The 21,344-nt window shown below is 37.8% G+C and carries 17 protein-coding genes; 9 read left to right on the top strand and 8 right to left on the bottom strand.

Annotated elements, in window-relative coordinates; all coding sequences use genetic code 11:
• Positions 1 to 3 precede the first annotated feature (3 nt).
• Positions 4 to 3,042 carry an AAA family ATPase gene (locus tag FW768_RS18750; RefSeq protein WP_153397993.1) on the top strand — a complete coding sequence of 1,013 codons (3,039 nt, stop codon included), beginning with the start codon at positions 4 to 6 and terminating at the stop codon, positions 3,040 to 3,042.
• Positions 3,043 to 3,106: 64 nt separating this feature from the next.
• Here the strand turns inward: FW768_RS18750 and FW768_RS18745 are convergent, their stop codons facing one another.
• Positions 3,107 to 4,132, bottom strand: a complete 1,026-nt coding sequence (locus FW768_RS18745; RefSeq protein WP_153397991.1) for an LLM class flavin-dependent oxidoreductase — start codon at positions 4,130 to 4,132, stop codon at positions 3,107 to 3,109.
• A gap of 129 nt (positions 4,133 to 4,261) precedes the next feature.
• On the opposite strand from FW768_RS18745, the gene FW768_RS18740 reads away from it, so the two are divergent.
• Positions 4,262 to 5,068: a hypothetical protein gene (locus FW768_RS18740; RefSeq protein ID WP_153397989.1), complete on the top strand. Its 807-nt coding sequence runs from the start codon at positions 4,262 to 4,264 to the stop codon at positions 5,066 to 5,068.
• 366 nt (positions 5,069 to 5,434) lie between these two features.
• Here FW768_RS18740 and FW768_RS18735 read toward each other — a convergent pair whose 3' ends face one another.
• On the bottom strand, positions 5,435 to 7,573 hold the full coding sequence (locus tag FW768_RS18735; RefSeq protein ID WP_231128728.1) for a S9 family peptidase: 2,139 nt from the start codon (positions 7,571 to 7,573) through the stop codon (positions 5,435 to 5,437).
• A 432-nt stretch (positions 7,574 to 8,005) separates the two neighbouring features.
• On the opposite strand from FW768_RS18735, the gene FW768_RS18730 reads away from it, so the two are divergent.
• The 3 genes from FW768_RS18730 (at position 8,006) to FW768_RS18720 (ending at position 10,653) form a co-directional block, all read left to right on the top strand.
• Positions 8,006 to 8,518: a YceI family protein gene (locus FW768_RS18730; RefSeq protein ID WP_153397987.1), complete on the top strand. Its 513-nt coding sequence runs from the start codon at positions 8,006 to 8,008 to the stop codon at positions 8,516 to 8,518.
• Between the two features lie 76 nt (positions 8,519 to 8,594).
• Positions 8,595 to 9,422 (top strand): 4,5-DOPA-extradiol-dioxygenase, encoded by an 828-nt coding sequence (ygiD, locus tag FW768_RS18725; protein ID WP_153397985.1) that lies wholly within the window; start codon positions 8,595 to 8,597, stop codon positions 9,420 to 9,422.
• A 61-nt stretch (positions 9,423 to 9,483) separates the two neighbouring features.
• Entirely contained in the window at positions 9,484 to 10,653 is a 1,170-nt protein-coding gene (locus FW768_RS18720) for a carboxypeptidase-like regulatory domain-containing protein (RefSeq protein WP_153397984.1), read from the top strand.
• A 240-nt stretch (positions 10,654 to 10,893) separates the two neighbouring features.
• On the opposite strand, the gene FW768_RS18715 is transcribed toward FW768_RS18720, so the two are convergent.
• The 4 genes from FW768_RS18715 to hutH form a co-directional block, all read right to left on the bottom strand.
• Entirely contained in the window at positions 10,894 to 12,381 is a 1,488-nt protein-coding gene (locus FW768_RS18715) for a S8 family peptidase (protein ID WP_153397983.1), read from the bottom strand.
• Between the two features lie 311 nt (positions 12,382 to 12,692).
• Positions 12,693 to 13,139, bottom strand: coding sequence for a GNAT family N-acetyltransferase (locus tag FW768_RS18710; RefSeq protein WP_153397982.1), 447 nt, complete (start codon positions 13,137 to 13,139; stop codon positions 12,693 to 12,695).
• Positions 13,140 to 13,206: 67 nt separating this feature from the next.
• A complete protein-coding gene (locus FW768_RS18705) occupies positions 13,207 to 13,668 on the bottom strand; it encodes a DUF2059 domain-containing protein (protein ID WP_153397981.1) in 462 nt (153 codons plus the stop codon).
• A 10-nt stretch (positions 13,669 to 13,678) separates the two neighbouring features.
• Entirely contained in the window at positions 13,679 to 15,169 is a 1,491-nt protein-coding gene (hutH, locus tag FW768_RS18700) for a histidine ammonia-lyase (protein WP_153397980.1), read from the bottom strand.
• 129 nt (positions 15,170 to 15,298) lie between these two features.
• Between hutH and FW768_RS18695 the strand changes: the two genes are divergently transcribed.
• The 4 genes from FW768_RS18695 to FW768_RS18680 all read left to right on the top strand — a co-directional run bounded on the left by FW768_RS18695 (position 15,299) and on the right by FW768_RS18680 (position 19,434).
• On the top strand, positions 15,299 to 16,060 hold the full coding sequence (locus tag FW768_RS18695; RefSeq protein ID WP_153397979.1) for a hypothetical protein: 762 nt from the start codon (positions 15,299 to 15,301) through the stop codon (positions 16,058 to 16,060).
• Between the two features lie 87 nt (positions 16,061 to 16,147).
• Positions 16,148 to 17,941 carry an excinuclease ABC subunit UvrC gene (uvrC, locus tag FW768_RS18690; RefSeq protein WP_153399981.1) on the top strand — a complete coding sequence of 598 codons (1,794 nt, stop codon included), beginning with the start codon at positions 16,148 to 16,150 and terminating at the stop codon, positions 17,939 to 17,941.
• 49 nt (positions 17,942 to 17,990) lie between these two features.
• Positions 17,991 to 18,665 (top strand): hypothetical protein, encoded by a 675-nt coding sequence (locus tag FW768_RS18685; RefSeq protein ID WP_153397978.1) that lies wholly within the window; start codon positions 17,991 to 17,993, stop codon positions 18,663 to 18,665.
• Between the two features lie 115 nt (positions 18,666 to 18,780).
• Positions 18,781 to 19,434, top strand: coding sequence for a hypothetical protein (locus FW768_RS18680; RefSeq protein ID WP_153397977.1), 654 nt, complete (start codon positions 18,781 to 18,783; stop codon positions 19,432 to 19,434).
• A 67-nt stretch (positions 19,435 to 19,501) separates the two neighbouring features.
• Here FW768_RS18680 and FW768_RS18675 read toward each other — a convergent pair whose 3' ends face one another.
• Together FW768_RS18675 and FW768_RS18670 are read right to left on the bottom strand one after the other, a co-directional pair.
• On the bottom strand, positions 19,502 to 20,230 hold the full coding sequence (locus FW768_RS18675) for a hypothetical protein (RefSeq protein WP_153397976.1): 729 nt from the start codon (positions 20,228 to 20,230) through the stop codon (positions 19,502 to 19,504).
• 24 nt (positions 20,231 to 20,254) lie between these two features.
• Positions 20,255 to 21,337 carry a putative type IX sorting system protein PorV2 gene (locus FW768_RS18670; protein ID WP_153397974.1) on the bottom strand — a complete coding sequence of 361 codons (1,083 nt, stop codon included), beginning with the start codon at positions 21,335 to 21,337 and terminating at the stop codon, positions 20,255 to 20,257.
• Positions 21,338 to 21,344 lie beyond the last annotated feature (7 nt).

The following is a 21,344-nucleotide window of genomic DNA, read 5'->3' as shown; positions in this document are numbered from 1 at the left end:
GCTATGATTCCTGTTCAACTGACCATCGAAGGGCTTTATTCTTACCAGGAACGCCAGGTTATCGATTTTAAAAATCTTACTGATGCCGGATTATTCGGAATATTCGGTTCTGTGGGTTCCGGAAAATCATCTATTCTAGAGGCCATTTCATTTGCCCTTTACGGAAAAACGGAACGTCTGAATACCAATGACAAGAGGGCCTACAATATGATGAACCTAAAATCGAACCGGTTTTATATTGAGTTTGATTTTTTGAATTACGAAAATAAACTGTTTCGTGTTACCAGAGATTTCAGAAGAAATTCCAAGAGGTTTGATGATGTAAACCCTCATGCAGCCGACATTTATCAAAATATCGATGGGAAATGGGTCTCTATGGAAAATGCGGATATTGAGACGATCATAGGATTAAATTATGCCAATTTCAAGCGCACCATTATTATTCCGCAAGGCCAGTTTAAAGAATTTCTGGAACTGAAAGCTACGGAACGGACCAATATGATGAAGGAGATCTTCAGTCTTCACCGTTATGATCTTTACAATAATGCGGCTGTTTTAAACAGTGGTAATAATTCTGAACTGGATAAACTTGAGGGTCAGCTTAAAGGTTTTGAGGAAATCAATGAGGAGAAAATACAGCTTCATAAAGAAAATTTAACCGAAGAAAAGAAAAAATTCAGTGAGGCAGACGCCCGGTTTCAGAAAATCGCTGAAGGGTTTCAACGGCTTAAAAATTTAAAAGCTGATTTTGAGAATTTAAAGCAGAAAAAAGAAAAGTTCAGCGGGTTATCTGCACAGAAACAGAAAATGGATGCGCTGGAAGTACAGGCTGAACAATATGATAAAGTGTCCAGAATATTCAGTCCTCTGATCGCTGAAGACCAGAAACTGACTAAGGAAATTTCCGAACAAAAAGCGGAAAAAGAGAAACAGACAAAACTTTTTCAGCAGACAGAAACAGCTTTCAACGGGGTAAAACAACAGCTTACTGCTTTGCAGCCACAGTTTGAACAGCTGGATCAATCCAGAATACAGGAAAATGACCTGCTGCTGATTCTGCAGATGCTTGGCTACTCCACCGATATTACCGCTCTTAAAGACAGAACCGCCAAGGGAAAGGCAATGGTAGGAGAAGTGGAAACGGTCATGGAAAATCTTCGGAAAAATATTGAGAAACTGTCAAAAGATACTGAAGCGCTGAAGGTTAAAAAGCTTGATTCTGCACTTCTTTTGAATGTCGGAAACTGGTTCATCCATCAAAAAAGCCTGAAGAAACTTATAGATGAACAGGCTATAAAAGTTGAAAAAGGACAACGGGAAATCAAACTGACAGAAGAGGAACTAAAACCTCTTGAGATCAATATTGAACAATTTAAGGAAGATTTTAAAGCTTTATACGCGGATTTTGAAAAACAGAAAAAAAATTGGTCTCAAAAACTGGATCATTTAAAGGTTCAGAAAGAGCTTTCCCGGTTTGCTGATGAGCTTCATTCGGGAGAGGCCTGCCCTCTCTGCGGCTCCCATGATCACCCGGCTATTGTAGAATTTCATGATGTACATTCAGGAATTCAGGAGATACAGGAAAAAATGGAATCTATAGATTTGCAGACTGTTGCACTTCAAAAGAAAGAAACCACAGCAGAGAAAATTCTGGAAAGAAAAGCCATTTATGAGGATCAGCTTATTTCGGAGGTAAAAAAAGCGGAACAGCTTCAAAAAGACATGGAAGAGCATCTGAAAAGTTTTACCTGGCCTCAATTTGATCCTGATAATGAAAAGGATTTTGAAGAAAAGCGATCGACTTCTTTTGCTATTGAAAAGGAAATTGAACAGGCAGATCAGAATATTCTGAAGGAACGTGAAGCCCTGGAAAAAGAAAGTAAAAATGCAGAAAAATACAGAAGTTTGCTGGAAAGTTTCAGGCTGGAAGAAGCTAAAAAAGAAGAGCAGATCAATACTAGCCGTTCGGCATTAAAAATACTGAACTGGGATGATTACCGTGAAAAAACAAAAGTTGAAGTTGAAGATACTTATCAAAAACTATCCCGTTCCAATGCAGAAATCGAGCAGAATTACCAGAAAGTGACTCAACAGGAAAAAGAACTTTCCCCTCAGCTGGCTTCACAAAAAACAGTGGTTGAACAGTTGGAAAAACGAATCTCGGAGCTCACGCTGGAAATTTCCGCGCATCAGGAACGAATGAAAGAAACACTTCAGGAACAGAATTTCGCATCCCTTGATGAAGTTCGCCTTATTCTTGAACAGGAAATCAATGTCGCGCATGTAAGAACAACCGTTCAGGCTTTCCGTATTGAATTTGAAACCCTGAAAAATGGAATTGATGAGCTGGAAATCAAGCTGAAGGATTTTTCTTTTGATGAAACTCAGTTCGCCAAAGCTGAAGAAGAGTTCAATACTGTTCAGAGTGAAGTGAAACAGATCGGGGAATCTGTTGTAAAAATCACCGCAGAGATTGAAAGGCTGGAAAATGAATACAAAAAGAAGGAAGACCTTTTAAAAGACCTGTCACGTCTTCAGAAACGTTCTGAAAACCTGAAACTGATGATGAATCTTTTCAAAGGAGCTGGTTTTGTACAGTACGTTTCTTCCATCTATCTGAGACAGCTGTGCGATCATGCCAACGTACGTTTCCATAGAATGACAAGAAACCAGCTGAGTTTACAGCTTAATGAAAACAATGATTTTGAGATCATCGATTACCTGAATGAGGGCAGAAGCAGAAGTGTAAAAACGCTTTCGGGAGGACAGGCGTTCCAGGTTTCTTTAAGTCTGGCGCTTGCATTGGCAGAAAGTGTACAATCTAATGCCGCTGCCGATAAAAATTTCTTCTTTATTGATGAAGGTTTCGGTACACAGGATACGGAATCGGTGAATATTGTTTTTGAGACGCTGATGAGCCTTCAGAAAGAAAACCGCATTGTTGGAATCATTTCCCACGTGGAAGAGCTGAAAGAAAAAATACCTGCTGCCCTGAATATCGCCCGTGATGAAGAACGGGGAAGCCTGATTGAAATTGTGTAAACAGTTTATTTTAAATTTTAAAATCAAAATAAATCCTCCGCTGAAAATCAACGGAGGATTGTTTTTAAAGGTTCTGAACAGCTGGTTTTACTTCATCACCAAACAATTCTATTGATTTCAGGGTGATATCATGAGCAGGATCTCCAATATCCATATGCCCGATGAATCTCGTAATCCCGAAGAGTTCTTTCATATAAGCAATCTTATCAGCTACTTCTGCCGGGCTTCCGATAAACAAAGCGCCTTCACGGCTTCTTCCGCCGTCATACTGCATTTTTGTATAAGGTGCCCAGCCTCTTGATGCTCCTACTCTGTCCATCTGGGATTTATAATTATGAAAATATCCGTCCACCACTGCAGAATCATTGCTGACAAAAGTGTGGGAATGAACAGCAATCTGCATCTGTGATACATCGTGTCCTGCCTTTTTATATTCCTGTTTGTAGAATTCAATCAGGTTTCTGAACTGTGCAGGCATTCCACCGATAATAGCCACCACCAAAGGCATTCCCATTTGTGCTGCGCTTAAAACAGACTGCGGAGTTCCTCCTACTGCTCTCCAGATGGGTATTTTACCACCATTTTTAGCTCTCGGATAAACGGTCTGGTTCTGCATGGGAGCTCTGAGTTTTCCTGACCAGGTTACATTTTCTTCAGTATTGATCTTCATCAGCAGTTCCAGTTTTTCATCGAAAAGCTCTTCATAATCATTCAGAGAATAGCCATATAATGGAAAGGATTCAATAAAACTTCCTCTTCCTACAAATATTTCCGCTCTTCCGTCTGATATAAGGTCTAAAGTGGCGAAATCTTCATATACTTTTACAGGTTCCGAAGAACTTAATACGGTAACACCGCTTGCCAGTTTTATATTTTTGGTGATGGAAGCGGCGGCGGCCAAAACCATTTCCGGAGACGAAACAGCATAATCCGGACGGTGATGCTCTCCCATAGCAAAAACATCAAGCCCTACCTCATCCATTAGCTTTACCTGATCCAGGATTTCACGAATTTTGGTTCCTGCTTCTCTATATTTTCCGGTGGCCTGGTCGAAAGCCAGATCCCCGAACATTCCTATTCCTAATTCCATATTTCTGATTTTATAGATACAAAAGTACGGCTGTAAAAAATGAAAAACATTGATGTTTGTTAAGAACGGTTTTGCTGATTTACCTTTACTTGGCTATATTTGAGGATTATCTCTTAATTTTTACCCGTAATGAAATCTATCATCAGTACTTTTCTGCTTTTTATGGCCGGTCTATGTTTTTCTCAAAATAAAACGGAGATTTATGTGATCGGGAATATTCATGACAGTGTTCCGAATTATCATCCCAAAATACTGTTCGATATTCTTGAAAAAATCAAACCGGACATCATTCTTCATGAAGTGGACAGCGAAGGAATGAAAGAGTACGAAAGTGGTGCTGACTTCAATGGCAATGAGATAAAAGCAAGCAATCTCTATGTAAATAAATACCCGAAAACGTTAAGGTTTCCTTTTGATTTTGAAGGCAGAAACCAATACAGGAAAGACCGGGGAATGGTTCCCACAGATAATTTGGCCGTAAAACTGACTGACAGCCTGTATAAAGCAAAAGCATTGACTTCTAAGGAAACCGCGCTCTATGAAGATTTTACCAACACCACTAAAGAATTGATGAAAACGGCAGGGTTATCTCCCGAAAATTTCAACAATGCAGCGACGGATAAAATATCAGAAAGGAGACAGAATGCCCAGTATTCCGGATTGGTAAAAATCAGTGACGGAAGACCGGAATTTGCTAAAAGATGGGTAACCAAGCCTGATGGTAAAAAGATCAGCTACCGGGACGGATTTAAATTGATGTCCGGCTTCTGGGATCTACGCAATCAGACCATGGCAAGAAATATCTATAAAGTCGCAGAAAAACATCCTCATCAAAAGATTGTAGTCCTGACAGGGTTTCTGCACAGGTATTATCTGCTGAAAGAACTGAAAAGAATCAATAACGGCCAATATGTGATCAAAGAGTTTTATGATTAACAGTAATTCAAAAAGCTGTTTAAACTTTTTTATTAAACCACAAAAGGAGCAAAAGTTTTATCTTAAACACTTAAGTGATTTTTAAGTCTAAATACCTTGTGCATAGAAGTTCACATAAGCCTTCAAAAATCTTTGATTTTTATTCTTTTGAGAATTTTTTATCATATCTAACATCTGTGCAAATAGCTTTTATTAAATCCTTTCTCTGTTGCTATAGATTCAATCGAACAGTGAGAATTTTTATGAAGGTTAATACACTCTCATTTGAAAGCAACGCTAAATTTTTCTTTTCTATACATAAAAAAATGCCCCTAAAAAGTGTCTAACTTTTTGGGGGCAGTCCAAAGATCCGGATTTTCTGTTTTTTTATTTCTTTAAATACTGATCAAAATAATCGGTTACCTTTTGCATCAGGTGTACCCTGTCTTTTCCGATAACGTTGTGCGGGTGTCCCGGATAGACAAAATAATCCAGCTGAACTCCGTTGTCTACTGCAGATTTAATAAACTTCACGGAATGCTGCCAAACCACTACATCATCCTGAGCTCCGTGAATCATCAGTAATTTTCCTTTCAGATTCTGAACTTTATCCAGAAGATTGGCCGTTTTGTATCCCTGTGGATTTTCCTGAGGCGTATCCATATATCTTTCGCCGTACATGATTTCATACATGCTCCAGTCTATCACCGGGCCTCCGGCTACTCCTACTTTAAACACTTCCGGATGACGAAGCATGAAACTTGTCGTCATAAATCCTCCGAAGCTCCATCCATGAATTCCTAATTTCTGAGAATCTACATAAGAAAGGGATTTTAAGTAATCCACACCTTTCATCTGATCATTCATTTCGGTGGTTCCCAGGTTTCTGAATACGGCCTGCTCAAATTTCATTCCACGGTTTGCAGATCCTCTTCCATCCATGGTAAAAATTACATATCCGTTCTGAGCCATGTATTCGTACCAAAGGTTTCCTGAAGCTGGAAAAGTATTGTTTACAAGCTGTAAATGAGGACCATTATACAGATAAACGATTGCCGGATATTTTTTATTCGGATCAAAATTGGTAGGAAGGATGATTTTTCCATATAAAGGAGTTCCGTCATCTGCTTTTAATTCTACGTTTTTAACTTCCGGTCTCTGGTAATTCTTCAAAGGATTTTCAGAGGTAAGGATATTGGTAGATTTCAGGTTACCAGTATTGATGATATTGGCTACTCTTGGCGAGTTTGAACTGCTGTAAGTGTCATATAAATAATTCCCGTCGCTGCTTAACACTCCGGTATGCATTCCTTCTACTGTATCCAGTCTCTGCATTTTGAAATTGGTCCAGTCTATTTTATATAAATGTCTTTCTAAAGGTGTTTCTTTTGTAGAGGTAAAATAAATCTCTTTTTTCTTTTCATTAAAGCCTAAGATATCGGTTACCAGCCAGTCTCCTTTTGTAATTTGAGCAACAAGACCTTTTTCCAGACTATAGTGGAACAGGTGATTGTATCCTGTTCTCTGACTCTGCCAGATAAAGTCTGTGTTAGAGTTCGGGAAGAAGGTAAGCGGGTGCTGTGGTTCTACATATTTGCTGTCTGATTCTTCAAACAAAGTTTTTACCAGCTCTCCTGTAGCAGCATCATACTGGTTCATCTTCATATGGTTTTGTCCTCTGTTCAGAACACCTACAAAGATGTATTTTGAATCCGGGCTCCACGTAACCGCTGTTAAATACTGATCTTTTTCTCCTGCTATTTTCAGGAAAGTGGTTGATTGACTTTTAATATTATATACTCCCAAAGTCACCTGATGGGAAGTCTGCCCCGCCATTGGGTATTTGATATTGTGATTTACAGCCGGAGTTACAGACCAGTCGATGATGGGGTAATCCGCAACCATGGTCTGATCCATTTTATAGAACGCTACACTTTCTGAGTTGGGAGCAGGAAAAATTCCGGTATCAATTCCGAATTCATTTCTGTGAACGGCCTGTCCGCTGATGATATTTTCATTAGCTTCATTGGTTACTGCAACAGTTTTCCCGTTTTTATTGACAAATAAGTTATTTTTTGCCGTAAAAGCAAAGGTCTGTCCGTCACCAAACATTTTTATATTGGCTGCGTCCTGATCTATGGTAGCTTTATTCTTTACTTTCCAGTCATTTCCTGACTTCTCAATCCAGAACATACTGCCATCTGTATTGAAATATCCCTGCTGATTTCCTGAAAATTTAATTGGAGGAACAGTCTTTAACTTATCATTAGCAAATGATCTGTTCAACTGTGTTAAAGATACCAGCGTATCCTGTTTATTGGTTTTCAGATCGGTGATCAGGTATCCGCCTTTTACAGCCTGAACGTAAGATTTTCCGTCTGCAGACCATGAAAACTGGGAAATATTTTTCACCGCAAGGTTGGTTCTCATCCCATTTACAGCCTCAGCCATGGTAAACTTTTGGGTCTGGGCCAATGCAGCATTCCCCAAAACCAGCATCAATAAAGAGAATTTATATAATTTCATTGTATAAAATTGAATCTGTCAAAAATAAGAAATAAAAATCATCCGTTAAGAAATGTTAAAATAAAACATTCATAAAATAGAATTAATGGACTGATAAAAATTATTTCTTAACTTAATACTAGATTTTTTTTGAGTATTGAAATAAAGCCGTAATGAAGTAACTTCAACTTAAATTAACCTCTAGCGGATGGCAGACATTGCTATTATTATAGCTTATCTTATTAGCCCCGATAGAAACGGTTACCCCGCAACAGGAATGGGAAAGCTATGGCGTGAGGAGTATGAGTGGATAGCGGGAAAAAGCTCCTGAAAAATTAAAAATCTGAACTCCCAATGCAGGGCAGTATGCATTTCTTATCCTATATCAATGATTTGTACCTGTTCTCTGTCCTACATTTGCATCATAGTTAACCAACAAAAAAATATATTACAATGGCAACAAAATGGAACCTAGACCCAACGCATAGTGAAATTACCTTCAAAGTAAAACACATGATGATTTCTAATGTAAAAGGAAGCTTCAGAACTTTCACAGCTGAAATTGAAGCTGAAGATGATTCTTTTGCGAATGCTAAAACAACAGCTACGATTGAGACGGGCTCTGTTTTCACAAACAATACAGACCGTGACAACCACTTAAAGTCTGCTGAATTCTTCAATGCTGAGGCTCACCCAACCATCACTTTCGATTCTCAGGCGTTAAACGATACGGTAACAGGAAATCTTACCATTAACGGGATCACAAAGCCGGTAACTCTTGATGTAGATTTCGGAGGAATTAATGTAGACCCTTGGGGAAATACCAAAGCCGGTTTTTCTTTTGAAGGAAAGATCAGCAGAAAAGATTTCGGACTTAACTGGAATGCAGCTCTTGAAGCAGGAGGTGTAATGGTAAGCGATGAAGTAAAAGTAGCCGGAGAACTACAGTTTGTAAAACAGGCATAATTTCTAACACATACAATACAAGGTTCAGGGTTTTTCTACAGCCTTGAGCCTTTTATTTTTCAATACATAATATCCAATGAACCTCAACGATCTACAGCACATCAGCGAAAATTTTAAAAGCACACAGAGAATGCCTGTTTTATTTCTGGGACACGGCTCTCCTATGAATGCCATTGAAGAAAACCAGTTTGTACAGGGATTCCGAAAGGCAGCCTCGGAAATTCCAAAGCCTAATGCTATTTTGTGTATTTCTGCCCACTGGTATACGCAGGGAACTTTAGTAACCGCTATGAAAATGCCCAGAACGATTCATGATTTCGGGGGATTTCCACAAGCTTTGTTTGATGTACAGTATCCGGCTCCCGGAGATCCTGAACTGGCCAAAGAAACGGCTGAGCTTCTTGCTCCTGTTCAAGTAGAGGAAGATCACAGCTGGGGGCTTGACCACGGTGCCTGGTCGGTCATTAAACATATGTATCCTGAAGCAGATATTCCTGTGATCCAGCTGAGCATCGATTACACAAAACCTCCCCAATATCATTTTGAGCTAGCCCAAAAACTGAATAAGCTTCGTGAAAAAGGTATTTTAATTATCGGAAGCGGTAACATTGTACATAATCTTCGTATGATCGACTGGAGAAACATCAATACCGTAGGAGCCGGCTGGGACTGGGCTGTTGAAGCCAGAGAAAAAACAAATAACTGGCTTTTGGACGGAAATTTCCAAAATATCATTGACTATCAGGGACAAGGAACATTTATGCAGTATGCTGTTCCTACACCGGATCATTATCTTCCGCTGATTTATACATTAGGATTAAAGGATACATCTGAAAATCTGGCTTTATTTAATGATGAGCTGATCGGCGGATCTCTGAGCATGACCAGTGTAAGGATAGGCTAAATTAACAGTGTTTTTCACTGGTATTTTTTTATCACTAAAAATTTAGTAATATTGTTTTACCATGAAAAAAACAGTATTTCTATTTTTAATGCTGCTTCCTCTTTATCTGCTGACAGCACAAACTGTCCGGGGAAGTGTTGTGAGTGACAAGGGAGGTTTTCTTCCCGGAGTTAATATTTACATTGACGGAACTAAAACAGGGACCGTTTCTAAAGAGGATGGAAGTTTCAGTCTTTCAGTTCCGGCAGGAAATCTTGGTAGTGTAGTTTTTCAGAAAGAAGAATATGAAACTTTTACCTCTCCTGTTTCTGACCTTATTAATAAAAATCTGAAAGTGGTTCTCACCAAGACCCATGAAATTGAGGAAATCAAGTTAGTTCCTTATACTGCGGAAGCTTACAAAAACTACATTAAATATTTCCTTGACACTTTCATCGGCAGCGATCACCAAAATGTAAAGATTAAAAACCAAAATACCCTTAAGTTTTCATTTGATAAAGAGAACAAAATTCTAAGGGTAAAGGCACCCAAAACACTGATCATTGAGAATAAAAATCTGGGATATGAAATCAAATATAATCTTATCACCTATTCTGCGGATTTCAATACCCGGATGATCAATTATATCGGAACGAGTTTTTTTCAGGAAACTAAGAATACAGATAAGATCAAACTCAACCGGATGAATGCCTATGACGGAAGTATGCTGCATTTCTTCAGAAGCATTTATGAGAATAAGATTTCTGAGGACAAATTTGTCGTTAACCACCTTATAAAAGTTCCCAATCCCAAGTATCCTACTGAAGAGGAGCTTAAAACTCTGAAAGATTTTCAGGCGATGACTAAAGGCTCCAGAACCCTGAAATTTCCTGATGACATCCTCGATATTGCTCAAAGAAAGAACAGCCAGAAACCTTATGCCCTTGCTATTGTAAAAACTCTGATTCCTGACTCTGATTATGTAAAGAGAGAGAACGGACAGGTTTTCTTCAGTTTTAAAGATATGCTGCAGGTGAATTATCAGAAATACTTTTACGAGCAGAAAGGAAAACAATTTATCAAAAGTGAATATCCGGTTACCCTCACTTCTTATCTTCATCCTGAGGGCGAAACTTTTGAAGTTTCAAAAGAAGGAAATATCACCACTCCGGATCTGTTGACTAATGAAGGGGATTTTTCAAAGAATAAGATTGAAAATATGCTTCCATTGGATTATCAACTCGGAGATTAAAATAATTTAATTTTTCATCTATCATATGAACAAAAAACCGCAGAATATATCTGCGGTTTTCTTATTTATATAGGCTTGAACCTGGGAGCAGGAAGAGGGAAGTTATGAAGGTTATAAGTATTGATCTGTTTTTACAGTGGCTTTCAATACCTATACCTAAAAGTAGCTTCCAGCCTCCTTTCTTCCATCTTCCAGCCTTTAATCTGAGTTTTTATTTATTTTTTTATGAATCTGTAAATTCTATTGTACAGCCTGTAAAACATTGATATTCCCGTACCCGTAACTTGAATTCACGGAAGGATAATAGGTTGCCGACTGTCTCATTTTATTCAGAACCTGATCTCTTGTCCATGAAGGGTTTTTAGACCAGACCAAGGCTGCGATTCCTGCTGTAGCTGCTGTAGCAACGGAAGACCCACCTACATAATCTGCCTGTCCGTTATAATAACTCAGAACAGGAACGGTGTTTCCTGAAGGCCTTTCCATCTGGAAGGTGAAATCAATCTGGCTTCCGGAATGGCAAACGTCACATTTTTGGTTAGAAGTCCCTTCCTTTACTCCTGTCACGGCCTGTACTTCGGACATGCTTGCCGGGAAAATAACGCCTACAAAATTGGTAAAGCTGGTAGAAGTTCCGCCTGCACAGAAAATCAGTTTTCCTTTGGAATAGGCATATTTCACACCATCTTCAATTTTTCCTACTGAAAAAATGTGCCCCATTGACATGGAAATGATTTTTACACTCGTATTATTGGCCAATTCTGTAAATGCTGTCTTTACTCCGTTCTGCTCACTGGAAGTATCCAGCAAAACGTTGGCGGCAGCACGATACGTAATCAGATTGGCATTATAAGCTACTCCAACAGGAAGTCCTGCATTATTTTTCGGAGCGGCCATTACAGAAGCCATTTTGGTTCCGTGCCCGCACTGATCGGCTGGTCCGTCTGTACTGGATCCGTTCACATAAACTCCATTTTTTGTGATGGTTCTTCCTGATGATGCTCCCGTATTAAAATTGGTTCCCAACAGGATTTGCTGGGCTGAAACTCCTGTATCTACAAGCCCTATTGTTATTCCTGCACCCGTACTGTAATTCCATGCATTCGGGATATTGTGTTTGGTAAATGCCCACGGAACTTTTGCATTAGGTGTGGTAGAAGTGTAATCTGCGGCATTCAGGGCAGTAGATTCAAATCCGCATCCTGATGATGATCCACTGGATTTTGCCGCGACATCGGTTTCATAGTCAAAGTAACGATAGTCACCAGGCTCTACATACCGTATCGTCTTCATCTGGCGGAGAGCAGTTAAGGTTTCTTCTTTTTCAATCAGAACATCAATTTGATTGAGGTATTTGTCTGAAGAAATCAAAGCATCTCCTCTTTCTTTTCCTTCCGATTTTCTGATGACATTTAAAATTTCATCTTCCATCTCTCTACTGTTGGCAGAAAGGCTTCTGTCGAAATCCTCTCCCGAAGTTCCGAAACCAATGGAAACCATTTTATTTCCGCGAAACACGGCACTCCATAACAAATGGTCAGAAGCTTCTTTCCAATTAAAGCTTCCGGTATTTTTAATGGAATTTTTGATCTCTTCATTGATCTGTTTTGCCGTTAAAGGATCTTTCTGAACAGTTTCGATTTTTGAACCTTCACCTGGCAGTTCATTCGTATTACATGAGTTCAGAACAAAGAACAGGGGCAAAAGGTAGAATACACTTTTTTTCATAGGTTAATATTTTGATTTGGAATCCTAATATAACACTTTAAAGTGAATTACAAATGCGTAAAAAATGAATTTAGTATTACAGGAATATTAATCTTCCCCTGTTGCGGCTATTGATTTACTCTGAGCTTAGTTTAAGGATATTGATTGGAAGCTGGAAGAAGGAGGCTGGGAGTTACTTTTAGTTATAGGTATTAACAGTCACTATAAAACTTTAATAGTATAAAAAAAACATTTATACTTAATAACCTTCATAGCTTCCAGCTTCAAACTTCCATTAAATTAATCGGAAATTCTTATCCTGAGCTGATGCTTTAAAATACTTTTTCATAACATACACTTTTATCAATGCCTACATACGGTTCATAATTAGGAATTCTGTAAAACCCACTTTTCTCATATACGGAAAGCGCTTCATTCTGTTCTGCAGAAGTTTCCAGAACAGCTTTTTTAAAACCGAACTCTTTAGCCCAGATTTCCAGTTCCTGTACAAGAGCTGTGGCCAGACCTCTTTTTCTGAATTCCGGACTGGTATACATTCTTTTGATTTCTACAGTTTCTTCAGAAAGTTTTTTGAACGCTCCACAGGCTGCCGGGGTGCCATCAATATAAGCTACCAGGCAATTTCTGATCATATCGATTTTGTTAAACTGATTAAAAAATACATGATCATCTCCGTTACGAACAGCAAGATCAGCATCAAGATGTTTTACTAAATTCTGAAAATCTATATTGGAAGAGTCTGTTCTTTCTATGTTCATGACAACATTTTAAAAATTTATTTTACGAAAATATAAAAGCTTCCCCAATGATAAGGAAGCCTGAAATTTATTTCTTTTTAGAATCTGCAGGAGGTGGCGGGTTTGTGTAGCCCTTTTCTTTATCAAGTTTTTCCATAACTCTTTCTGCTACATCCCTGCCCATTTTTCCGCCTGCTTCCATACTTTCCTGTAAAATTGAAGGCATCACTGAAATTGTTTTCTGCCCTACAGGAGATTTATAGAACTTTATGAGTTCATCAATATCTGATTCCGTATAGTATTTAGCATAAATAGGTACATACAGCTGTACCATTTTATCGGCTGTGAATTCTCTTGCAAACTCATTCCAGAATTCATCCGGAATATTGGGAGCACTATTTTTAAACTGCTCCATATAGGTCTGCATAGAAGAAATTGCAAGTTTATCCGCACCGGTAATTTTTATGAACTCCTTAACCTTTGCTTCCGAAGCTTGGGAAAATGCCAGAGCTCCTATAAAAAGACTTAAAACGGTTATTACTTTTTTCATTTTTACTGAATTAAGCCTCAACAATAAATTTTCTTTCGTTGATCAACTCCGCTATGGCCAGCATATCCTGCCCGATCAGCCTGTCATCTTCCAGCTTTTTAACTTTAGAACGAAGAACCGCAAAGTTTTCCTCAATAATTTTTGAACATTTGGAAGGTCTTCTGAACTCTAAACCTTGTGCAGCAAACATCAGTTCCACCGCCAGGATATTCACCAGGTTTCCAAGAACCTGATTGAATTTTCTCCCTGAAATACTTCCCATTGATACATGATCTTCCTGTCCTAAACTCGTTGGAATAGAATCTGCAGAAGCCGGGAAACAAAGGGTCTTATTTTCTGTAACCAAGGCAGCAGAAGTATATTGCGGAATCATGAATCCTGAGTTCAGTCCTGAACTTTCTGTAAGCAGCCTCGGAAGCCCGTATTTCCCTTCCAGTAATAAGTAACTTCTTCTATCTGAAATATTTCCTAATTCAGCGGCAGCCAAAGTTGCGTAATCTAAAGGTAGTGCCATCAGCTGTCCGTGGAAGTTTCCTCCTGAAATAGATTCTTCGGCACTTAGCACAATTGGATTATCGGTTACTGAGTTCAATTCTGTTTCTGCCATATTTTTAAGGTGTTCAAAAGCATTTCTGCTGGCTCCGTGAACCTGTGGCACACATCTCATGGAATAAGGATCCTGAACTCTTTCGCAGTCTTCATGAGCTTTCATATTTTCAGAGCCTTTTAAGAATTTAAGCATTCTCGCTGCTACTTTTTTACTGCCCTCGAAAGGTCTTATCTCGTGAAGCTCTTTTTTAAACGGACTGGCAGATCCTCTGTATGCTTCAATACTCATGGCAGCCGTCATATCGGCAAGGTTTAATAAATATTCAAACTTTTCAAGCCCTTTGATGGCATGAGCCAGAATAAACTGGGTTCCATTAATCAGTCCTAATCCTTCTTTCGGGCCTAAAACCAACGGGTCTAATCCATGTTTTTCTAAAATTTCCATGGTATCGGAAACTTTATCTCCTTCCCAAACCTGTCCAAGTCCTAATAAAGGCAGTACGAGGTGAGCAAGAGGCGCAAGATCTCCAGATGCTCCAACAGATCCCTGTTCAGGAACCACCGGAATAATATCCTTTTCAAGCATCAGAATCATTCTTTCAATAACTTCCAGAGAAACTCCGGAAAATCCTTTAGATAATGCATGAACCTTGGCGATCATCATGATCTTGGAATATTCCTTTTCTATTGGTTTTCCCACTCCTACTGCATGCGAGATGATAAGGTTATACTGCAGTTGAGCTGTTTCATCTGCTGAAATTTTAGTATCACAAAGTGGTCCGAAACCTGTATTGATCCCATATACACATCGATCGGATTCTACAATTTTCTGAACGTTCTGCTGAGATTTTAATATCTGTTCTTTTGCTGTTTTATTCAGCTTAGCTTTATTAGGTTTTTTACATATTTCCAAAACATCATGGAAAGTGAAAACATCTACACCGTATATCATTTCTAAAAAATTTCCTTAAAATTACGCATTTAACAATAATTGTAAAAGCTAAATTTCAAGGTCTTATATTTTTCTTAAGGATAAATCGTTTTATTTGCTATTTTTACCGCCGAATAAAAATAATAACCCATGAAATTTAAAACTCTACTGTTGGCCTTATGTCTGGCGAGTACGACTGCTTTCGCCCAAAAGGTAAAATATTCTAAAGAAGAGATCAAAAAAATGGAGACTTACCTTTTTAATGAAGGTTTTAATGCTCCTTCACCCAAGAAAACATCTACCCTTATTTTAAAAGACGGAACTACTCATAAAGGATTCTGTGGCAGGATTGAAACCAAAAAAGGACAGATCTATGAGGTTTCCATCAAAGACAGCATCACCAAAAAAAGTGCTAATTTCAATGCTGACCAGATCAGCGAAATGTATGTTTATCCTAGCAATGCTGAAAAAATAGCCAAAGTTGCCAAGTACATGGGGAACATCAGAAATTTCGGCACTAAAAAGCTGACTAAGAATACAACCGGGGAAAGAATACATTTTGTGAACCAGACCGTTTCGCTGAAGAATAAAAAAGATGACAAGGAATTCCTGATGCAGCTGATCAATCCTGAATTCAGTGATATCATTTCGGTGTATCATGATCCCAGAGCTAAAGAAACGGCAGGCTTTTCTGTGATGGGTTCTCCCCAGCTTGGCGGCGGAGTTATCAAGTCTTATTATGTAAAAAAGGGAGACAAAGTGTTGTGGCTTCACAAAGATGATTTTGAAGACAATTACGACTTCCTTTTCGGAGATAATGCCGAGTTCATTAAAAAGTATCCGAAAAAATCTGTTGAATGGGATTATTTCAGTTTTCTGATTAGTGAATATACAGATATGAGCAACGGATAAAATTTAAAATTAATGATTAAAACTGCAGAAATACCCTGCAGTTTTTTTGTGCTTTTAAATCCGGGAATGATTCCGTATTTTTGTTATATGAATCCTTCTTTAGAATTACAGCTCAAAACTTTACCTTCAGAACCCGGCGTTTATCGTTATTACGACAAGAATGATCAGCTGCTGTATGTAGGAAAGGCCAAAAACCTGAAGAAGAGGGTTCTCTCCTACTTCAACAAGAATTTGTCCGGCTACCGCATCAAAATCATGGTGGGAAAGATCGTCCGTCTGGAGACCACGATTGTCAACAGTGAATACGATGCTCTTTTATTGGAAAATAATCTGATCAAGGAACACCGTCCTTTTTATAATGTCATGTTGAAGGATGATAAAACGTATCCCTGGATCTGTATCAAGAATGAAGATTTTCCAAGAATTTTTCTGACCAGAAATATCATCAAAGATGGTTCGGAATATTTCGGACCTTATGCTAAGGTACGTCCAGCAAAGATTTTACTGGATACTATTAAACATATCTATAAGCTCAGAACCTGTAACCTGAATCTTTCTCCCGGCAAAATTGCTGAGGGAAAATATAAAGTCTGCCTGGAATATCATATCAAAAACTGTGAAGGCCCTTGTGAAGATCTTGAAAGCAAAGAGGAATATGATGAAAAGATTGATGCAATCCGCGATATTATCAAAGGGGATTTCCGGAAAGCAAAGGAGTATCTGGTCAACCAGATGATGAAACTGGCCACTGATCTGAAGTTCGAAGAAGCACAGATCATTAAGGAAAGACTGGATATCCTTGAAGATTATCAGGCGAAAAACACCGTTGTAAATCCGAATATTGATGATGTGGATGTTTTCGGAATGACGAGCGATGAAACGGCGGCTTATGTGAATTTCTTTAAGATAAGAAACGGAAATATCATCCAGAGTTTTACAACAGAAATCAAAAAAATTCTTGAGGAAACGGATGAGGATATTATGGAGGAAGCCCTGATTGAAATCCGCCAGAAATTTGGTTCTGACTCTAAAGAGGTTCTACTTCCCTTTCACCTGTCTGTAGAAATTCCGAATGTAAAACTTATTGTTCCTAAAGTTGGCGATAAAAAAAGAATTGTAGAGCTTTCGGAAAAAAATGCCAAAGAATACCGTCTGGAAAAATTAAAACAGGTACAAATTGTAGATCCGGAAAGGCATACGAACAGGATTATGGCTGAAATGCAGAAACTTTTGAGAATGCCTGTAGAGCCGAGACATATTGAAGGATTTGATAACTCTAATATCCAGGGAACCAATCCTGTTTCAGCCTGTGTGGTTTTTAAAGACGGCAGGCCAAGCAAAGCAGATTACAGGATCTTCCATCCTAAAACGGTAGAAGGGCCTAATGATTTTGCTACCATGGAAGAAGTAATCTACCGCCGTTACAAAAGAATGCTGGATGAAGGTGAAAGTCTTCCCCAGCTTATCCTTATCGACGGTGGGAAAGGCCAGCTTTCGTCTGCAGTGAAAAGTTTAAGGCTGTTAGGACTTTACGGAAAAATTACCATTGTTGGGATTGCGAAAAGACTTGAAGAGATTTTCTTTCCTGAAGATTCTATTCCTTTGTATCTGGATAAAAAATCTGAAACGTTGAAGATTTTGCAGAGGGTTCGTGATGAAGCCCACCGTTTCGGAGTAAAGCACCATAGAACACGAAGAAAAAATTCCACTATAAAATCTGAGCTGGAAGAAATTCCTGGCGTGGGTGAGAAAACCATTGAGCTGCTGCTTTCTAAACTGAAATCAGTAAAAAGAATCAAAGAATCAAACCTGGAAACTCTGGAAGAAATTCTGGGGAAAAGCAAAGCAAAAATGATTTGGGAATTTTTTAATTCTAACTGATAAGAATTAAAACATTTTATTACATTTGTAAAAACTAAAACCTATCAATATGAGAAAATATACCGTTCTTTTTTTATTAGTGACAGCTGGTGCTATGCAGGCTCAGGCTATATTAAACTTCACCAGAAATAAAGAGACTTCACTTCAGTTTACGAAAACAGCCAGTGCTGACGAATTTTTAAATTATTCGGAAGTTAATGGAACTCCATACTACAATCAGGAATTTTCAATAGCAAAAGCAACCTGCTGTAGTGAAAAAACCCTGATGAGATATGACGAATATGCTGATCAAATTGAATATCAGAAAGACGGAACTGTATATATTCTTGAAAAAGGACAGCCTTACTCAAAAATTGAATTCTTAGATTCCAAGTTTACTCTTGTTCTCGGCACCTTTGATGATAAGCCGGAATATTTTATTGAGCTCGCTGATGGTAAGAATTCTCTATTGAAGAAAGTTTCAAAAAAAATTGAAACGGTTGCCGGAAAAAAAGTCATCTTTGAAAAAAAGCCTACAACATCTACTGTATTCAAAGAAAATCTTCCAAAGTATTTCATCAAAACAGACAAGGATGTATATCAGCTGATCAAAAGTAAAAGTGATATTCTTGATCTTTATCCTGAAAAATCAGCTGAATTAACAGCATTTATTAGCTCAAATAAAATTAAGTTTAGCAAGGAAGAGGACTTGATTAAAGTTGTTAATTTTATTAATAAAGGTTAATTAAAATTCTTAATTACAAAGCTTAAAGACAAGGACAATTTACTAAACCCTATTTTTTTGTAAAATAGGGCTATTTTAGTTGTAAGATTTTATTACTTTTATGCAAATAATTTTCATGAAAAATCTTACAATAGTTCTGCTGTGTGCCCTTTCCTCAATAAGTGTTTATTCACAGGAAACTTCATATCAAATGACTACAACGTCAACAAAGGAAGAATTTTTAAAATATTCTGAAATCAATGGTTCACCTTATTTAAATTCTGATTTTAAGCTTGCTAAAGCAACGTGCTGTAATGAAACATTACCTATGCGTTATAATACTTATGCTGATGAAATTGAGTTTAAAAAAGATGGAATGGTATATATTCTGCAAAAAGGGCTGCCCTACTCTAAAATTCAATTTTCAGACCCAAAGCAGACCATCGTTCTTGAAACGGTTGATCATACACCAGAATATTTCATCTTATTAGCTGAAGGAAAAAATCTATTGCTAAAGAAAGTATCTTCAAAAATTCAAAAGCCTTCGCAAACAACCAAGAAACCAGCTTCTTTTGTGGAAAAGGATGACAAGTCAAGTTTTGTCAAAAATGATCCTGTGTACTATATCAAAACAGATAAAAACATTTATAAAGCTGTTAAAAACAAAAAAGATGTTCTTGAATTATATCCAGATAAAGCTAATGAACTTGACAAATTTTTTGACATTAATAAAATCAAATTTAACAAAGAAGAAAGCCTTATCAAACTAGCTTCTTTTCTTAATCAATAAAATGATAAAAAATAAGGTTTCCTACTTGAGGAAACCTTTTATTTTTTATGTATCAGAACTTTATTTATTATTTTTCTGAAAAAATCTCTTTAGAATATGAACCGTCAGCCTGAGGAATGTCAATCACCAGATCTCCATTTTCCAGATATCCGATTGTAAACTTCCCATCTGCCAGCTTTACTCTGAAGACATCTTTTTTAGAGGTAAGTCCAAAAGTCGCGTATGGTGCGGTACCTGCAGCATCTACCAGAATAAACTGATTAGTATCAATTTGTATCTTCTGAAGACTCATTTTACCATTGACATATTTTTTAACTTTATTTTCAGTAATCGCTGTACTTTCTTTTACTTCACCTGTATTTTTAGGTTCAGGTTTGTTGTCTGTAGGCATTGAAGCGGGAATATTGATGAGTGCCTGTTTCAAAGCATCGTGAAATCCCTCTTCAAATTCTTTTATATTTGAGCTTCCTTTAGAGGTAAATATAATCTTATCATTACAATCTTTAAATTCCAGCTTTACTCTGTTTCTGAGAAAATTACTATCATTAATAAGATTGGCGATAACTGCATTGCAGGATTTCCCCTTAATTTCTGATGGCCACTGTTCTTTATCTCCTTGGATGACAACATATTTTTTACCTTTCAGAGCATTAATTAAAGCGGTGTCTAAGCCATAAGACTCTTTTTCAAAATCTTTAAATTTACCCGGAATTGAAATATATTTATAATCGGAAACCTTCTGCCCGAAAACAGCAGTTACCAAAAAAACGGATACCAGTAGTGATATTTTTTTCATTAATTCTTTAATTGTACTTCAAAGTTAATCATTTCTGAATTCTCCCATATCCAATTTCAACGAGAAGAAATTAGAGTAGAAATTAGATCCTCCTATTCCTGAATTGGTAATAGCATAATCCAGGGTAAGTCCTCTGTATCTGATTCCGATACCGGCACTTGGCTGGAAAGATACTTTTCTTTTAAGATCTTCAATATCTGTGATCGACTGAAATCTGTTGACCCCTAATCGGACAAAGATCATTTTCTGATAGCCTAATTCTGCTCCGGCATAAGGTGTAATACTTGCAAAGTCTGTAGAAACAAGAGCTGCCGTTTTAGCAAAATCTACATTAATCCCAGCTTCCGGCAGAACATATACACTGCTGTTGATATTGAACATTTTACTTGCTCCTACGTTAAGCTTAGGCATGGTAAGTTCCATTTTATCTTTTGGTGCCGGGTTAAATTCCTCTCCATTCACCACTGTTGAAAGTTTATCCTGATTGATACTCCAAAAGTTCACCGTAGTGGTTGCATCTCGCAACATTCCCCCGAATTTCCATCCGTTATCCGCTTTATAAATAGCCCCGATATCAAAACCAAAACCATAGCCACTGGCAAATTTTCCTACATTTCTATAGACAATTTTAGCATTCACCCCGATATCCAGTTTAGTGTTTCCTGCCGGATTAAATGCATAAGAAAGAATTGCTGCATAATCAGACTGAGAGAACTTTGTAATTTTATCATAATCAATATTCCCTTCAGCATCAATCATCTGTGTTGTATTCAGGATATTATCTACCCCAAGCCTTACTACAGAAACCCCAAAAACACCTTCTTCAAGTACCTTTGCATAAGCCAGGTAATCATATTTTGCAATAGATTCAAAATATTCTGCGTGCATTGCTGCTCCCTGCCAATCTTTTTCAATGGCCATTAAACCTGCGGGATTCCACATAGGAGAATACACATCATCCTGGTTGGAAATTACAGCTCCTCCCATCGCCAGCCCTCTCGCACCAGCACCGATATTTAAAAATTCATTGGAATATTTTCTGATAATCTGAGATTGAGACAGCCCAAATAGCAGTGAGAATGCAAGTAAAAAATATTTTTTCATCATATAAATT

Source organism: Chryseobacterium vaccae (genome assembly GCF_009602705.1).
In the GTDB taxonomy this organism is placed as follows: domain Bacteria; phylum Bacteroidota; class Bacteroidia; order Flavobacteriales; family Weeksellaceae; genus Chryseobacterium; species Chryseobacterium vaccae.
The sequence above is the reverse complement of the archived record's forward strand: the minus strand, read 5'-3'. Positions and strand labels throughout refer to the sequence as shown.

Bases quoted from the DNA above. Each gene is read 5' to 3' on its own strand.
- FW768_RS18735 (WP_231128728.1), bottom strand. From the start codon at position 7,573: ATGAAATTATATAAATTCTCTTTATTGATGCTGGTTTTGGGGAATGCT.
- hutH (WP_153397980.1), bottom strand. From the start codon at position 15,169: ATGATATACGGTGTAGATGTTTTCACTTTCCATGATGTTTTGGAAATA.
- ygiD (WP_153397985.1), top strand. From the start codon at position 8,595: ATGAACCTCAACGATCTACAGCACATCAGCGAAAATTTTAAAAGCACA.
- FW768_RS18750 (WP_153397993.1), top strand. From the start codon at position 4: ATGATTCCTGTTCAACTGACCATCGAAGGGCTTTATTCTTACCAGGAA.
- FW768_RS18685 (WP_153397978.1), top strand. From the start codon at position 17,991: ATGAGAAAATATACCGTTCTTTTTTTATTAGTGACAGCTGGTGCTATG.
- FW768_RS18670 (WP_153397974.1), bottom strand. From the start codon at position 21,337: ATGATGAAAAAATATTTTTTACTTGCATTCTCACTGCTATTTGGGCTG.
- FW768_RS18710 (WP_153397982.1), bottom strand. From the start codon at position 13,139: ATGAACATAGAAAGAACAGACTCTTCCAATATAGATTTTCAGAATTTA.
- FW768_RS18730 (WP_153397987.1), top strand. From the start codon at position 8,006: ATGGCAACAAAATGGAACCTAGACCCAACGCATAGTGAAATTACCTTC.
- FW768_RS18720 (WP_153397984.1), top strand. From the start codon at position 9,484: ATGAAAAAAACAGTATTTCTATTTTTAATGCTGCTTCCTCTTTATCTG.
- FW768_RS18715 (WP_153397983.1), bottom strand. From the start codon at position 12,381: ATGAAAAAAAGTGTATTCTACCTTTTGCCCCTGTTCTTTGTTCTGAAC.
- uvrC (WP_153399981.1), top strand. From the start codon at position 16,148: ATGAATCCTTCTTTAGAATTACAGCTCAAAACTTTACCTTCAGAACCC.
- FW768_RS18680 (WP_153397977.1), top strand. From the start codon at position 18,781: ATGAAAAATCTTACAATAGTTCTGCTGTGTGCCCTTTCCTCAATAAGT.
- FW768_RS18705 (WP_153397981.1), bottom strand. From the start codon at position 13,668: ATGAAAAAAGTAATAACCGTTTTAAGTCTTTTTATAGGAGCTCTGGCA.
- FW768_RS18745 (WP_153397991.1), bottom strand. From the start codon at position 4,132: ATGGAATTAGGAATAGGAATGTTCGGGGATCTGGCTTTCGACCAGGCC.
- FW768_RS18740 (WP_153397989.1), top strand. From the start codon at position 4,262: ATGAAATCTATCATCAGTACTTTTCTGCTTTTTATGGCCGGTCTATGT.
- FW768_RS18695 (WP_153397979.1), top strand. From the start codon at position 15,299: ATGAAATTTAAAACTCTACTGTTGGCCTTATGTCTGGCGAGTACGACT.
- FW768_RS18675 (WP_153397976.1), bottom strand. From the start codon at position 20,230: ATGAAAAAAATATCACTACTGGTATCCGTTTTTTTGGTAACTGCTGTT.